The following is a 14504-nucleotide window of genomic DNA, read 5'->3' as shown; positions in this document are numbered from 1 at the left end:
GTTTTATGTATTCAGTTTTTAAATAAGCCGCTATTATACGGCGGTTAACGTGTTTTTTAAAATTACAATATTTTGATTATAACAGTTCATTTTTTATCACTGCTTCTCCCAATTTAGTAAGAACGGATGCATCCGGCAATGGACGGCAAAGCACATCGAGGTGGCGCTGATGATGCGCGTCCGTGCCTGTAAACTGTACCAGCCCTGCGTTTACCAGCTGCAGGGCCATCTTCTGCACCCGTGTGCCGTAGTATCCGTGCAGCGACAAAATATTCACCTGCAAAAGTACGCCTGCTTCCTGTAGCTCATGATAAAAATCCAGCTGGCCGTGCTGGTACATATACCTTTCCGGGTGCGCGAGTATGGGCTCGTATCCCGCCATTTTCATGTTGAAGAACACGGAACGGTAGTTCACCGGCAACGCGATGAACGGGAATTCCACCAGCACGTATTTGCCGTTGATGGTGAGCAGCGGCGTTTTGTCATCCAGGAGCGATTCAAAATAATCGTCCATCAGGTATTCGGCGGCGGCATCCAGCTCCACGTTGATGCCTTCTTTTTCCACTTCCGCGCGCAGGGCGTCCAGCGCGGGCAGGATGGTGTCGGCATCGTTGTACCAGATGCCGGACATAATGTGCGGTGTGGTGATCAGTTTCGTATATCCCAGCGCATGCAGCTGCCGGATAAGGGAAATCGAATCGTTCATGTCTTTGGCGCCGTCGTCTAGGCCGGGCAGCAGGTGCGAATGCATGTCCTGTCGGTTCAGATCAAAATGCATTTTTTTCTCCTTTTATGGTGTTGGCCACCGTTAAGAATATGATGCGCAGGTCCAGGTAAACGGACCAGTGCTCCATGTACCAGATATCGTGTTCTACGCGTTTGCGCAGCTGACTGTCTTCGGTGATCTCCCCCCTGAACCCGTTCACCTGCGCCCAGCCGCTGATGCCGGGTTTCAGGTAGTGGCGGATCATATACTGCTGAATGATGCGGGAATATTCCTCGGTATGTTTCAGCATATGCGGCCGCGGGCCGATGATGGACATATCGCCCGCCAGTACGTTGAGGAACTGCGGGATCTCATCTAGGTTGGTCTTGCGCAGGATGCGGCCGATGCGGGTAAACCGGCGGTCGTTCCGCGTGGCCTGTTTGTCATTCGCATCTTTGTTCACATACATACTGCGTAGTTTCAGGCAGCGGAAAGTCTGGTTGTTCCGCCCCGTGCGGTGCTGGACAAAAAACACCGGCCCCCTGGATTCCAGTTTGATCATGATGGCCAGTAAAGGTATCAGCCAGCTGAGCAGGAAGATGGCGACCAGGCCGCTGAAAACCAGGTCGAACAGGCGTTTGCGGATCTGGTTCGCCAGGTCGTCCAGCGGTTCGGAACGCAGGGAGATGATGGGGATATTGTTAAAATAATCCACGTAGATCTGCCGGTTCACGAACATCTTGAAGTCCGGCACAAAACGGAAATGGATAAAATGCTGCTCCGCTTCGTAGGCCAGCGTGTAGAGATAAGGGTTCTCTTCCGGTGAAAGGGTGGAGTATATCTCGCGGATGTTGTTGTCTTTCGCATACGGCACACATTCCTTCAGGTTGCCGATAACGGGGTAGTAGGACAGCTCGTTCACTTTGTTGTATTCTTCAAAATACCCCTCGAACTTCAGGTTACTTTTTTCCGTCACCAGGTTGTCCGCCAGTTTCTTGGACATTTCATTGTACCCGAGTATCACCATTTTCCTTTCCACGTCCTTGCTTTTCAGGATGGAGTTGGTCACCCAGAAAAATACCAGCCTGTTCAGCACCACCAGCACGGAAAAGAGGATACAATACATGATCACAAAAAAGCGCGAGTACAGTTCCCCGTACAGGAAAAGGAACAGGAGCAGCATGAGCAGGAAAAACACGATGGCCTGCACGGTCTTGCGCGCCATCTTTTCATAACTCAGCTGCTGCGTGAGGCCGTAGATGCCGGTGGTGTACAACGATATGGCCCAGGCCACGTTGGCCACAAGGAGGAAGGCATCCGCCCCGGTGTGTATTTGCAGGTCGTACTGGCGCAGGCCGAAACCTGCCACAAAAAATATAGCGTTGAGCCAGATAAAATCCAGCACGATGATCTGTATGAGACTGATTTTGAGATAACGGCTTAACATAGTTGCTGATTACGGTTAACGACAATTTCTTCGAACCGGCCCATTACGCCGGAAATGGCCAGATGCTCCGCGGCATAGGCGCGCGCGTTGCCGGTGATGCCGGCGCTGCTTTCGCTCACGGCCTGTGCCACGCCTTCGTTCAGCGCCTGCTGGTCCTCCGCGTTCACCAGGATGCCCATCTGGTATTTATCCACCAGGCTGTGCAGCCCCGATCCCCGGTTGGCCGTCACCAGCGCCAGGCCTCCCACGGCCAGGATGGTGCTGAGTTTGGAAGGCATCACCAGGTCCGATGCGCCTGCTTTCTGGATCACTAAATGCACATCCGCCATATTGAGGAAACGGTTGAATTTTTCAAATGGCTGGATGGGGTAAAAGATGATATTCTGCAAAGACATCTCCGCTGCCATGGCTTCCAGTTTGGATTTGTAAGGGCCGGAGCCGCATATGACAAACTTCAGGTCCGGCCGGTTCAGCATGGCTTTTGCCGTATGCAGGATGGCTTCCAGCCCCTGTTTTTCGCCGATGGCGCCGGAGTAAAGGATCACTTTGTCTTCGGGCGCGAACCCGTATTCCTGTTTCAGCGTCTCTTTTTCATCCACGGGGTAAAACAGCGAAGTGTCCACCCAGTTCGGGAAAAACTGTACGTGTTTCTGAACTTTTTCGCCGATGCGGTGCATCATGCCGTCGGAAATACTGCTCACCACGTCCGCGCGGCGAAGGATGTAGCGCTCCACGCCAAACAGCATTTTGATCAGGCGGTCTGAACGGATCATCTGCAGGTCGCGGGCGGCTTCTATCTGGAGGTCCTGGATGTGATAGAGGAACTGCGCGCCGCGGAGTTTTTTGTACAGCACCGCCAGCAGCCCCAGCTGGAAGGAAGGCGCCACCGTGATCACCAGGTCGTGTTTCCTGGCGGGGATGATCTGTAATAATTTAAAAAATGCGGACATGGAAAATGACAGGTCCAGCAGCATCCGTTTTTTGCCGGTAGGCTGCGCCGGTACGTACTGCGGGCAGCGGTACACTTTCAGTTTGCCGCCGTGGCTCACTTCTTTTTTATACCAGCGTTTGCTGCGGCCGTACGGTTCCTGTACTTCCCATTGCGGGTAGTACGGGTAGGAGGTGATCACGGTACATTCGTAACCGTTCTCCACCAGCCAGCGGATCATTTCCCCGTTATATTTCCCGATCCCGGTGGGCTCCGGGGAAAAGTTCCCACCAATCAGCAATACTCTTTTAGACATTTGTTTTCATCGTTCTTTTTCGCACAAAAGCAGCCGGGTTGCCGGCATAGATCTGCCAGGGCTCCAGGTCTTTTGTTGCGACGGATTTTACAGTAAGGATGGAGTGCGTGCCGCAGCTCACGCCCGGGCATACAATGGATTCAGCGCCTATCCACACGCCGTCTTCCAGCCTGATCTTGCCGAGGCGGTACGGAAAGTCCGCCTGTGTATAGTCGTGGTTGCCCGTGAGCAGCAGCGCGCCCTGCGATACGCATACGTGGCTGCCGATGTGCACGTCTTCCAGGTTGTCTATCCACACGGACTCACCGATCCAGCAGTGATCGCCGACCGTGAGGCGCCAGGGATTTTTGATCCGCACCTTGGTCTTGATCACGAGGCCTTTGCCCACCTTTGCGCCAAAGAGGCGCAGCAGGCCGGACTTAAAGCCATAGGGCCAGGGAAAGGCGCTGTTCATGATATAATAGTTCACGAAATACCAGCTGAGCACTTTCCATTTCGGGCCGGCTTTGTAAGCGCCGGTGTTAAATGCGGACAGGTCGGTCGTCATTTCCATCAGATGGCAATGTTATAATCGGTTCTTAACAGTTCTATGAGTGTTTCTTTCCGGGTGTCACCCTTCAGTTTTTCCTCGAATTCTTTCATGTTCACGTCCACCAGCAGGCGGTACCAGTAGCCCTGCATAAAGTGGAAAATGAAGCCTTTGTAGCCGTCCAGGAAACCGAAGCGGACGAAGTACCGGAAAAAGAAATACAGGCTGGCCCTGGCGCCGGGAGACAGCGAAGCGTAGACCTTTTCTTTCAGGTAACGTTTGCGCTTTGCCTGCGAGCTTTCGTTTTCCAGCAGGCGGCCGTCGCTTTCCAGGAAGCGGTATTTGATGTTCAGCAGGTCCACCATTTCGCGGATGGCGTAGTTGTTATGTTTGTTCACCCACCAGTGGATGGAGTTCAGGTTGTGGTCCACGATATGCTCGCGGAGCATGGTGGTGCCGTCGCCGGAAAGCACGATGTGCTCGTCCATCCAGCGCTGCTCTATGCTGCCGGCGCCGTTTCGCCAGATGCGCAGCAGGGTGTGCGGGTAAAAGCCGCCGTAACGGATCCATTTGTCTTTGAACAATACCTTGCGGCGGATGTAGATGCCGGTGATATTGTCCGCTATGGTGGCTTCGTTGATCTCCCTGATAAGCGCGGGCTCCAGGTATTCGTCCGCGTCCATGCGCATTACCCAGGGATTCCGGATATCGCAGTTGTCCAGCGCCCACTGGAATTGCACGGCGTAGTTCACCCATTTGTTATGGAACACACGGGCGCCGAAGGACTCCGCGATGGCCACGGTGCCGTCTGTGGACCCCGCGTCTATGATGCAGATGTCATCGCTCACCTGGCGCATGCTTTCGAGGCAGCGGGTGATGTGTTTCTGTTCGTTGTATGTCAAAATGATCACCGTGATCTTCATGATGCTTTCTTTTTGCCGGACTGCCGGTACATGGACACATAATCTGTGGCCAGCCTTGTTTCGTTAAAGTCTTCCTGCACTTTGAGGATAGCCGCTTCGTTGATGCGGGTGCGGGCTTCGTGGTTATTATATGCGGCGATAAGTTTGTTCCGCACTTCTTCCACATCGTCTATACCGGTCACCCATCCCAGGTCATTTCTTTTTACGTATGGCGCCAGCCCCACATGTTCGCTCACCAGCACGGGCGTGCCCACGGCCAGGCTTTCCAGCACCACCATCGCGAAGTTTTCGTTATGGGAGGTGAGGGCGAACAGGTCCGAGCCTGCGAGGAAAACGAACTTTTCTTCTTTGTCTTTCCAGCCGGCCCATTCCACTTTATCGTCCAGGCCCAGTTTGGTGATGAGGGCGCGAAGTTCTGCGAGGTAAGCGGCGTCTCCGTCACCGGCAATTTGCAGCCGGAAGGGGAACTCCACTTTGGAGAGCGCCAGCAGCAGGATGTCCAGCCCTTTTTTGGGGTGGATGCGGGAAAAGAAACTGATGGTGAACACCTCGTTCTTTTTCCGTTCGTAGCTGCCTTCGGGGAGGCTTACGAGGTTGTAAATGATCTCGTTGTCCCACTTGCCGTTGATGCGCAGGCAGTCATCCCGCTCCATGTCGGAGGTGGTATGCAGGTAGGTGCGGCTCAGCAGGTATTTGCCCAGCACATTGTGCAGTATCTTTTTGGAGAGTTTGTTCCGGTGGTTAAATACAAAATCGCAGAGCACGCCGCGGGGGCTCAGTACCGGGCGGATGCCTCTCATGGTGCAGATGAGCGAGGCGCCCATCACCAGGAAGTTCCACCAGCTGTGAATGTGCACCACGTCATAATCGCCGGCTGTGGCCCAGGTGCTGCCCCACAGGCTGGGGGACACATGCGTATGGTCTTTGGTGATGCGGGAAAAGTATTTCACTTCCACGCCGTTCACCATCTGTGTTTCTTTGAGCGGTACATCCAGCTCCTGCTCGCCGTTTGCCGTGGTGGTGTACACCATCACGCGGTGGCCCAGGTTGGCCAGCCCTTCCGCCAGCTTCGATACGCTGATGATGGGGCCGCCGTAGATATAGGCTGGTTTGTAAGAAGGGACGATAAACAGAATTTTCATGTCAGAATTTATTTCCTTTATAGGTTAACTTTTTATAGATGCCTTTAAAATTGCGGGCTTTTGCGTACAGCTCGTACATGTATTTGCGGAAACTGGCGGCGGGAAGGTTCAGCTCCTGCAGCATTTTATGGTGCTCCGCCTGCATTTTGCCCGTCACCGATACGGAAAACGAACCGCCGTGCAGCCGGTATTCCCCGAGCGGCCGGGGTACATAACCCTTTTTCACGGCAGGGTCCAGGCACACGGAGAGGAGGAATTTGGAATCGGCCGAGTATTTCAGTTTTTTATCGAAGCCATGGTGTTTGTCGTAGATACGCCTTGTCCAGAAGGAGCTTTGCTGGGCAAATGGTACCCTGCGAAGCTGGCGGATGGCCTGGTAGCCGAGCGGGAGCGCTTTGTAGGAAAAGATCACCGCCCCGTCTTCGTTGATGTAATTCACGTCACCAAATACGAGGTCGCAGTTTTTCTTTTCAAAGGTCTCCACTACTTTTTCGAGTGTGTAAGGCAGCAGCCGGTCGTCCGCGTTGATGTAACAGAGATATTCGCCGGTGGCTTTGTCCATGCCTTTGCGCAGCGCATCGTACATGCCTTCGTCCTTTTCGGAGATGATCACGTCTATCAGCCCGCGGTGCTGCGCCACGATCTCCATGGTACTGTCCGTGCTTGCGCCGTCCACCACGATGATTTCGAAGTTCCGGTAGCTCTGGTTAAAGATGCTGTCCAGCGTTTCTTTGATGTATTCCTGCCCGTTGTATACCGGTATAACTATTGAAACCAGTCCTGACATATATTTTCTTTAATGAGTAATTGTCCTGAATTTTTTGATGGTAGCCGGATTGCCCGCCACGATGGCGTATTCCGGCACGTCTTTCGTCACCACCGATCCCGCCGCGATAATAGAATGTGAGCCTATGCGGATGCCGGGGAGGATGATCACTCTCGTGCCGATCCATACATCGCTGCCGATCACTACCGGCCTGCGCGGGGTATTGCCCTGCTCGCGCATCGGGATGTCCGTGCGCTCAAAATTGTGCCCGCCGGAAAGGATCGTCACTTCCGGGCCGAACATCACATCGTCCCCGATGATGGTATCGTTCCCGATCCAGCAGTCTACGTTCAGGCCGGTGTAATTGCCGATCACCACGTTTGCGCCGCTGCCGAAGCGCACGTTGCGGCTTACCTTGATGTTTTTGCCCGCGCTGAGGAATATCCTGGAAGCCAGCCAGGTGCGCAAAGGCAGGGCTATCACGCCCAGCGGCCGCGGCGGGTCCGGCAGCCAGCTGGCGACGCTGTAGTAGAGGTACAGCAGGAAACTTTTGTACAGGGAGGTGTTGGAACGCCGGAGGAAATACAGCGGGTTATCCCGGTACATTTTTACTTTTCCTGTTTTGGTGTCTACTTTTTCCTGGAATAACTGTTCTGTTGTCATGTTCTTCAAAAGTTTATGCATGTATAGGTATTCCGTAAGGCGGCTCTTCTTCTTCCGTCTCCATTACCAAAGCGTAATAGTTATTCATGATAATGGCCGCGAGGCCCGGTATGTACAGGCGCAGGTGCTGGAAGGGGGAGAAAAGGAATGTCCAGATCAGCCCGATAAAGATCAGCACCAGCACGGGGTACAAAGCCAGTTCCTGCCCGTTGCGGATAATGTAAAGCCCCATTTTGACGATCATCCAGAAGAGGTACAGCACAGCGAGGAAACCGCCGATGCCCCAGTTCACCCAGGCGCCCATCAGTACGGAGTGGCTGGGCACCAGGTGGGTGTCTTCTTTCGCACGCTGGGTGTTCAGGTCTTCGTTGTGATACATCAGTAATATCATGTAGTATTTCAGGGACTTGTCTTCCGCCCAGCTGCCGTGGCCGAACAATGGTGCATCCGCAATGGCGGCACCGGCGGCAAAGGTTTCAGCGCGGCCGGTGATCAGCAGTTCCAGCGGGTTGTAAGGATTGGCCAGCCTGCCTATCTGCGTGCGGGAATGTTCCCCGCCTATTTCCCCGGCAAGTACTGAACGTACATAAAATACATACGCCACCTGGAACAGTACCGCCGCCATCACGGAGAAGAGGATCACCTTCTGCCGGGAAATATGCACGTTGTTGTTCATAAAATACGTGATCACCGCGCCGATGAAAAAGATCACCCCGGTGGACCGGCTGTCGAATGCAAAACAAAGCAGGCTGCACCCGATCAGCACGGTGAGCGCCATTTTCAACTCGCCTCTTTTGTACAGCTGGTACAGTACCAGGTACATGGCCATGGTGAGGATGGGGGCTATTTTGAATTTAAAATAACTCATGTCGGAATCCACGATGTCATCCGTGTAAATGATGTTTTTGATCATGGTCATGAACAAAAAGAACAGGATGGTGGTGGTGTCGTTCAATGTTTTGAAGAGCACGACGAATGACAGCAGGGCGATGACGGTCGCGGCCCATCCGCGCAGGTAATTCTGCGGGCTGTTCCCCACGGCCAGCAGGTCCGTCACCATCTGGAACACCAGCAGCACCAGCAATGCCACCAGTATCTTTTTGAGATACGGGTAGGTCTTCAGGTCATCCGGCCGGAAGGTGAACGGCGCGGCGATCACTACCAGCAGTTCGCTGAGCCAGAGCTGCCCCACGAGGTTCACCTTCATGGTGCTGAGCATGGTGTACAGGAACACGCCTGCCTTTTTTATATTCATTCCGCTGCCATTTGATGGGTGACCACCGGCGCTTTCCGCGCGGCAAATTGAAGTATATGATCCAGCCGGTCGCGGTTCACGCCGGCGCTGTATTCTTTCATAAAGTCTTCCCGCAGCAGCCCGCCCAGCTGGCCTTTCCCCGAGAAGGAAGACACTGCTTTGCGGAACGATTCGGGTGTATTGGCCACGATAAAATTATCGCTCACCACGCCTTCCACGCCTTTGGACGTGCCGATCACCGGTGTGCCCAGCGCCATGGCTTCCAGGCATTTCAGGCGGGTGCCGCTGCCGTGCAGCAGGGGGATGAGCACCCCGGCGGACTGCGCGATATAAGGTTTGATGTCCGCCACCTTGCCGATGGCTTTGATGTTTTTCCATTCGGCGCTGCCCTTAAGCTGCTGCAGGGCTTCTATGGAATGACGGCCCACGAGCCACAGCTCGAATTTATCCGCCAGCTCGTCGTTCCATACCTGTTCCACCAGCCATTTCAGCCCCTCGAAGTTCATATACATGGAGAAGTTCGCCGTCATGGCCAGCAGGCGGGGGTTTCTTTCTTCTTTGATGTTGTAGTCCGTTTCGTCCAGGAAGTTCGGTACCACGAATATTTTTTTCGGGTCGATGAAGGCGGCGTGGTATTGTTTGTCCGGGTCGCTGACGGTCATCACGGCGGCGGCCTGGGGGAAATAACGTTGTTCGTGTGTTTTTTCGAGGTTCACCAGCTGGCTGCGGCGCAGTTTCTGCACGATGCCATTGGCGGGCTTTTGCAGGGTGTGAAGGGCCTGTGAGTTGTGCGTGCCGAGTATCACGGGTATCCTCCCGGCGTTGAACCAGGGGATGTACTGGCCTACAAAACCATAGTCGAGGATGGCCACATCAATGTCCACCGTGCCGCAGATTTCGGCGAACAGGCGGATGAGGGAAGGGTCCTGCCGGAAGTAGAACTTTCCCGTGAGCCGCTCCGCCAGTGTGAGCGGCGGCTGGTTGTGCGTGTGGAAGGTGACGCCGGGAATGGCGTATTCCTCCAGGTCTGTTTTTTCCTTATTGCCGATAATAGCGTGAACGCTGTGCCCGAGAGAGGCCAGCGCTTTGAGCAGGTAACAGCTCCTGATCTTTTCCCCGCCGTTTTGCGGGAAGGGAGATATGGTGGTGTAAAAGAGAATGTTCATGGTCAGTTTGTGTTTAATACCGGGCTTTTCCGGTTGATCTTTGCCAGTACTTTGCTCATCATTTCAACCAGTTTCTGTAACTCATATGGCGAAAGGCCGAAGAAGCGGATCATCACACCCAGCGATACCACCGCCAGGCAGCCTGTGGCCAGCAGGCGTACAAATCCTTCCTGCATGGTGTAGGAGGGAATGAGCGCGATGCAGGTGGCTACGGATACGGGCAGCAGCGAATGCCACACCACGTTCACCATAAAGCTGCGTACCGGGATGCCGGTGAGCCGTTTGGCCGCCAGCGCGCGGTAGGCTGCTATCACACATTCGATGAACAGGCTCAGCGTGAGCACGGCGGCGGGAGGGAAGCCGGCTTTCAGCAGGAAATAAGCGCCGGGTATGTTCAGCAGCAGCAGGCTGAAAAGCACAAGCTGGAAGGTTTTGATCCTGCCTACCGCCTGCACGGCCATTTGCAGGCCGCCGGAAAGCTGGTACACCAGCGAGCCCGCGATGATTAGGCGGCAGAATGCCACCGTATGCTCCGGGTAATTTTTTAACCAGATATGAAGGATATAAGGCATTTCGATAATGGCCGGTATGGCGAAGAAGCTCAGCAGGTAAAACGCAAATTTGCAGGCCATAAGGCTCAGCATCATCATACGTTCCCGGTTGCCGCTGCCTTCGCTTTTCACCAGCTGCGGGTTCAGCGCCTGCAGCATGGTCACGGCAAAATAACTCAGTTGTGCGTTCACCTGGTTCGCAATGGCAAACGCCGCGTTGATCACTGTGCCGAAAAATACATTCAGCACCATGGCAATGCCCTGCGTTTTGGCGATTACGCCGGAAGCGCCTACCATGGCCCAGCCTGAGTAGGAAAACATTTCCTTCAGCAGGCCCCGGTCAAAGTATTTCGTGCTGATGCGGCTTTCGGGGTAACGCACAGTGCAGTAGCTCCATTTGAACAGCAGCAGCGCTACCAGCAGCAGGGCCAGGCCGGCGGAATAGACCACCAGTTTGTCCCCGCCGAGGTATGCCAGGCTCACCGCCAGCGCCAGTTTGATCAGGGACTCTACGATACCTAATATCGCCAGCAGCAGCATGTTCTCATGGGTGTTGATCATCGCGTCGTAAGGCACGGATACGATCGTGAAAAACGCGCTGGCCGTCATAAAATGAAAAATGGTATGGGCGGTGGCCAGCCGGTCCGCGGGAATGTTCAATACATGATTGAACAGGTAAATACCTGATAACTCCAGCAATCCGACCACGATTACGCTTATGAAGATGTGCAGCCAGATGCCGGAGTTAAAAGCTTTTCGGAGTTGCAGCAGGTTGCCGGAGCCGAGGAAAAAGGACATGTACCGTTGGGTGCTGAGCGTCATGGAACTGTTCAGAAAACTGAGCATGGCCACAATGCCCGCCACCAGGTTGAATATCCCGTAATCCACGGCTCCCAGGCCATTTAATACAAGGCGCGTTGCATACAATGCGATCAGCATTGTTATCAGCATTTTGCCGTACAGGAACCCTGTATTTAAAACTACTCTGTTTGCTGCCTGCATTATTAACCCATCAGGTGTTCAAATTGTGCAATATCTTTTTTACGGAAAAGTTCCACATCGGAAGCGACCATTTCGCGTACCAGTTCCTGGAGATCGTATTTCGGTTCCCAGCCCAGTTTGGTTTTGGACTTCGTCGGGTCGCCAATGAGCAGGTCCACTTCCGTGGGGCGGAAATATTTCGCATCCACCGCCACTACTTCCTTACCGATCGGCAGGATGTAATCCTTGTTGCGGCAGGCAGTGACTACAGCGGTTTCGTTCACGCCTTCGCCGGTAAATTCCAGCTCGATGCCCAGCTCGTCAAACGCCATGCGTACGAAGTCGCGCACGGGAGTGGTGATGCCGGTAGCGATCACGTAGTCATCCGGCTGGTCCTGCTGGAGGATGCGCCACATGGCTTCTACGTAATCTTTGGCGTGGCCCCAGTCGCGGCGTGCGTCCAGGTTGCCGAGGTATAATTTATCCTGCAGGCCCAGCACGATGGCTGCTGCCGCGCGGGTGATCTTGCGCGTCACGAAGGTTTCGCCGCGCAGCGGGCTTTCGTGGTTGAAGAGGATGCCGTTGCAGGCGTACATGCCGTAGGCTTCGCGGTAGTTCACCGTGATCCAGTAGGCGTAGAGTTTGGCTACCGCATACGGGCTGCGGGGATAGAAAGGCGTGGTTTCTTTCTGGGGCACTTCCTGTACCAGGCCGTACAGCTCGGAGGTGCTGGCCTGGTAAACGCGGCATTTGTTTTCCATTTTCAGGATGCGCAGCGCTTCCAGGATGCGGAGCGTGCCGATGCCGTCCGCGTTCGCGGTGTATTCGGGTGTATCAAAACTCACACGCACATGGCTCATGGCGGCGAGATTGTAGATCTCATCGGGCTGGGTTTCCTGGATGATGCGGATGAGGTTGGTGCTGTCCGTCATATCGCCGTAGTGAAGGCGGAGACGCACGTCCTGGTTGTGCGGGTCCTGGTAAAGGTGATCGATCCTTTCGGTATTGATGAGGGAAGCGCGGCGTTTGATGCCGTGTACCATGTATCCTTTCTCGAGGAGCAGTTCTGCCAGGTAGGCACCGTCCTGCCCGTTCACACCTGTTATTAAAGCTACTTTCATATAATATGCTGTTTTAGTTATTTATATCGCGTTGATGAGGGAGAATTGTTTTTTTACAAAATCGCTGTAAGCCAGGTGGATGCCGGTATGCAGGTCCACGCTGTGTTTCCAGCCGAGGCCGTGCAGGCGGCTTACGTCCAGCAGTTTGCGGGGCGTGCCGTCTGGTTTGGAACTGTCAAAGAGGATGTCCCCTTCGTAGTTCGTTACCGCTTTTACGGTTTCGGCCAGCTCACGGATGCTGAGGTCTTCGCCGGTGCCTACGTTTACGGTTTCCGCGCCGTCGTAATGATGCATGAGGTACACGCAGGCGTCTGCCAGGTCGTCCGCAAACAGGAATTCGCGACGGGGAGTGCCGGTGCCCCAGACGGTCACGGACGGCTTGCGGGCGGTGCGCGCTTCATGGAAGCGGCGGATGAGCGCGGGCAGCACATGTGAGTTCTCCGGGTGATAATTGTCGCCGATACCGTACAGGTTCGTGGGCATTACGCTGATGAAGTTGCTGCCGTACTGGTGACGGTAAGACTCACAGAGTTTGATGCCGGTGATCTTGGCAATGGCATACGGTTCGTTCGTGGCTTCCAGCGGGCCGGTGAGCAGGCTGTCTTCCGTGATGGGCTGTGTGGCCATACGCGGATAGATGCAGGAGCTGCCGAGGAACATCAGTTTGGTCACTTTGTTTTCGTGCGCGGCGTGAATGATGTTGGCGGCGATCATGAGATTGTCGTACAGGAATTCCGCGCGGTAGGTATTGTTCGCATGGATGCCGCCCACTTTGGCGGCGGCCAGGAATACGTAATCGGGTTTTTCGGTCCTGAAGAACTCATTCACGGCCTGCTGGTTGCGGAGGTCCAGCTCACCGGAGGTGCGCAGCAGCAGGTTCTGGTATCCGAGGGATATGAGCTTTTTTTTGATGGCGCCACCTACCATTCCACGGTGGCCGGCGATATAGATCTTATCGGTTAGTTGCATCCGTTTGATTTTATGCTTTTACAATAGTTCGGGGCGGTTTTCTTTAACCCACTGGTGCAGCTGTTTCACATCCTGTCCTTTCCCTTTCTGCATCACGAGAATGGCGCCGGGTGTATCCACCACTACTACATTTTCCACGCCTACGAGGGCCACCAGCTTTTCTTTACCGATCACCATGCTGGTGTCCGGGTTGCTGTTGATGTACACGGCCTGCTCGTTGCTGTACTGGTAATGCTGGGCAAGCGCCTGGGTGAGGGCTTCGTAGCTGCCTACGTCGCTCCAGTCCATATCGCTGGGCACCACTTTTACGCGGCTGCTTTTTTCCATCACCGCATAGTCTATACTGTTGGAGGGGATGGCCTGCATGTTTTCCAGGGAGAGGCGGCCGGTGTCCAGCCATTCTTTGGCGGCTACAGCGGCGGTGGCGTAGATGTCGGGGGCGTATTGCTCCAGTTCTTCGAGCATCACGGCCGCACGGGCGCAGAAGATGCCGCTGTTCCAGAGGTAATCGCCGCTTTGCAGCATCTTTTCGGCATTGGCCGCGTCCGGTTTTTCAACAAAACGTACTACATCGTTGCCCTTGTACTGGATGTAGCCATAGCCCGTCTCGGGGTAAGCGGGCTGCAGGCCAATGGTAACGAGGTTGTTCTGCGCGGCGAGCGTATACGCCGCTTTGATGGTTTCCTCGTACCGTTCGGGCGTACCGATGAGATGATCGGCCGGGGTGATGAGTAGTATTTCGTCCGGGTCCGCCACGAAGGCCGCGAGGGCAATCGCCGCGGCGGTGTTACGGCCGACAGGTTCCGCAAGTATGGCCGGGCCGCTTGCGCCCGCGCCGGTTAGTTGTGTTATAATGTCGGCGGACTGTTCTTCATTGACGATGGCCGTAACTTCCGTGCAGGCAAATGTATTGCGGAGCCAGGTGATTTGCAGCAGGCTCCGGCCATTGAAGAGGGGTAGCAGCTGTTTGGGCGTACGGCGGTTCGAGAGGGGCCACAGGCGTGTGCCCGCACCGCCGCATAACAGGATATGATGCATTCT

General features: G+C 54.6%; 13 protein-coding genes and 1 pseudogene. All 14 read right to left on the bottom strand.

Annotated elements, in window-relative coordinates; genetic code table 11:
• Positions 1–76: 76 nt before the first annotated feature.
• The 14 genes and pseudogenes from EG028_RS06335 to EG028_RS06270 all read right to left on the bottom strand — a co-directional run bounded on the left by EG028_RS06335 (position 77) and on the right by EG028_RS06270 (position 14501).
• Entirely contained in the window at positions 77–778 is a 702-nt protein-coding gene (locus EG028_RS06335; RefSeq protein WP_120514739.1) for a tyrosine-protein phosphatase, read from the bottom strand.
• Complete coding sequence (locus EG028_RS06330) at positions 768–2153, bottom strand: undecaprenyl-phosphate glucose phosphotransferase (protein WP_120514738.1); 1386 nt, start codon at positions 2151–2153, stop codon at positions 768–770. The genes EG028_RS06335 and EG028_RS06330 overlap by 11 nt, the downstream gene beginning before the upstream one ends.
• Positions 2147–3397 (bottom strand): WcaI family glycosyltransferase, encoded by a 1251-nt coding sequence (locus EG028_RS06325; protein ID WP_120514737.1) that lies wholly within the window; start codon positions 3395–3397, stop codon positions 2147–2149. The genes EG028_RS06330 and EG028_RS06325 overlap by 7 nt, the downstream gene beginning before the upstream one ends.
• Positions 3390–3950, bottom strand: a complete 561-nt coding sequence (locus tag EG028_RS06320) for a WcaF family extracellular polysaccharide biosynthesis acetyltransferase (RefSeq protein WP_206614349.1) — start codon at positions 3948–3950, stop codon at positions 3390–3392. Before EG028_RS06320 ends, EG028_RS06325 begins: the two co-directional genes overlap by 8 nt.
• Positions 3950–4849, bottom strand: coding sequence for a glycosyltransferase family 2 protein (locus EG028_RS06315; protein ID WP_206614348.1), 900 nt, complete (start codon positions 4847–4849; stop codon positions 3950–3952). Before EG028_RS06315 ends, EG028_RS06320 begins: the two co-directional genes overlap by 1 nt.
• A complete protein-coding gene (locus EG028_RS06310; protein WP_120514735.1) occupies positions 4846–5991 on the bottom strand; it encodes an XrtY-associated glycosyltransferase XYAG1 in 1146 nt (381 codons plus the stop codon). The genes EG028_RS06315 and EG028_RS06310 overlap by 4 nt, the downstream gene beginning before the upstream one ends.
• Before the next feature lies 1 nt (position 5992).
• A complete protein-coding gene (locus tag EG028_RS06305; RefSeq protein ID WP_120514734.1) occupies positions 5993–6778 on the bottom strand; it encodes a glycosyltransferase family 2 protein in 786 nt (261 codons plus the stop codon).
• Between the two features lie 45 nt (positions 6779–6823).
• Positions 6824–6958: pseudogene (locus EG028_RS28055) on the bottom strand (DapH/DapD/GlmU-related protein); the annotation flags it as partial.
• Between the two features lie 475 nt (positions 6959–7433).
• A complete protein-coding gene (locus tag EG028_RS06295; RefSeq protein WP_120514732.1) occupies positions 7434–8675 on the bottom strand; it encodes a hypothetical protein in 1242 nt (413 codons plus the stop codon).
• On the bottom strand, positions 8672–9841 hold the full coding sequence (locus EG028_RS06290) for a glycosyltransferase (RefSeq protein ID WP_120514731.1): 1170 nt from the start codon (positions 9839–9841) through the stop codon (positions 8672–8674). The genes EG028_RS06295 and EG028_RS06290 overlap by 4 nt, the downstream gene beginning before the upstream one ends.
• Positions 9842–9843: 2 nt before the next feature.
• A complete protein-coding gene (locus tag EG028_RS06285) occupies positions 9844–11394 on the bottom strand; it encodes an oligosaccharide flippase family protein (RefSeq protein WP_120514730.1) in 1551 nt (516 codons plus the stop codon).
• Between the two features lie 2 nt (positions 11395–11396).
• On the bottom strand, positions 11397–12494 hold the full coding sequence (gene gmd, locus EG028_RS06280; RefSeq protein ID WP_120514729.1) for a GDP-mannose 4,6-dehydratase: 1098 nt from the start codon (positions 12492–12494) through the stop codon (positions 11397–11399).
• Between the two features lie 21 nt (positions 12495–12515).
• On the bottom strand, positions 12516–13463 hold the full coding sequence (fcl, locus tag EG028_RS06275; RefSeq protein WP_120514728.1) for a GDP-L-fucose synthase: 948 nt from the start codon (positions 13461–13463) through the stop codon (positions 12516–12518).
• 18 nt (positions 13464–13481) lie between these two features.
• Positions 13482–14501: a mannose-1-phosphate guanylyltransferase gene (locus tag EG028_RS06270; RefSeq protein WP_120514727.1), complete on the bottom strand. Its 1020-nt coding sequence runs from the start codon at positions 14499–14501 to the stop codon at positions 13482–13484.
• Between the last annotated feature and the right edge of the window lie 3 nt (positions 14502–14504).

Origin of the sequence: Chitinophaga barathri (assembly GCF_003807585.1) — a bacterium.
GTDB classification, from domain to species: Bacteria; Bacteroidota; Bacteroidia; order Chitinophagales; family Chitinophagaceae; genus Chitinophaga; species Chitinophaga barathri.
Note: the sequence above shows the minus strand (reverse complement) of the source record. Positions and strands in the feature narration are given on the sequence as shown.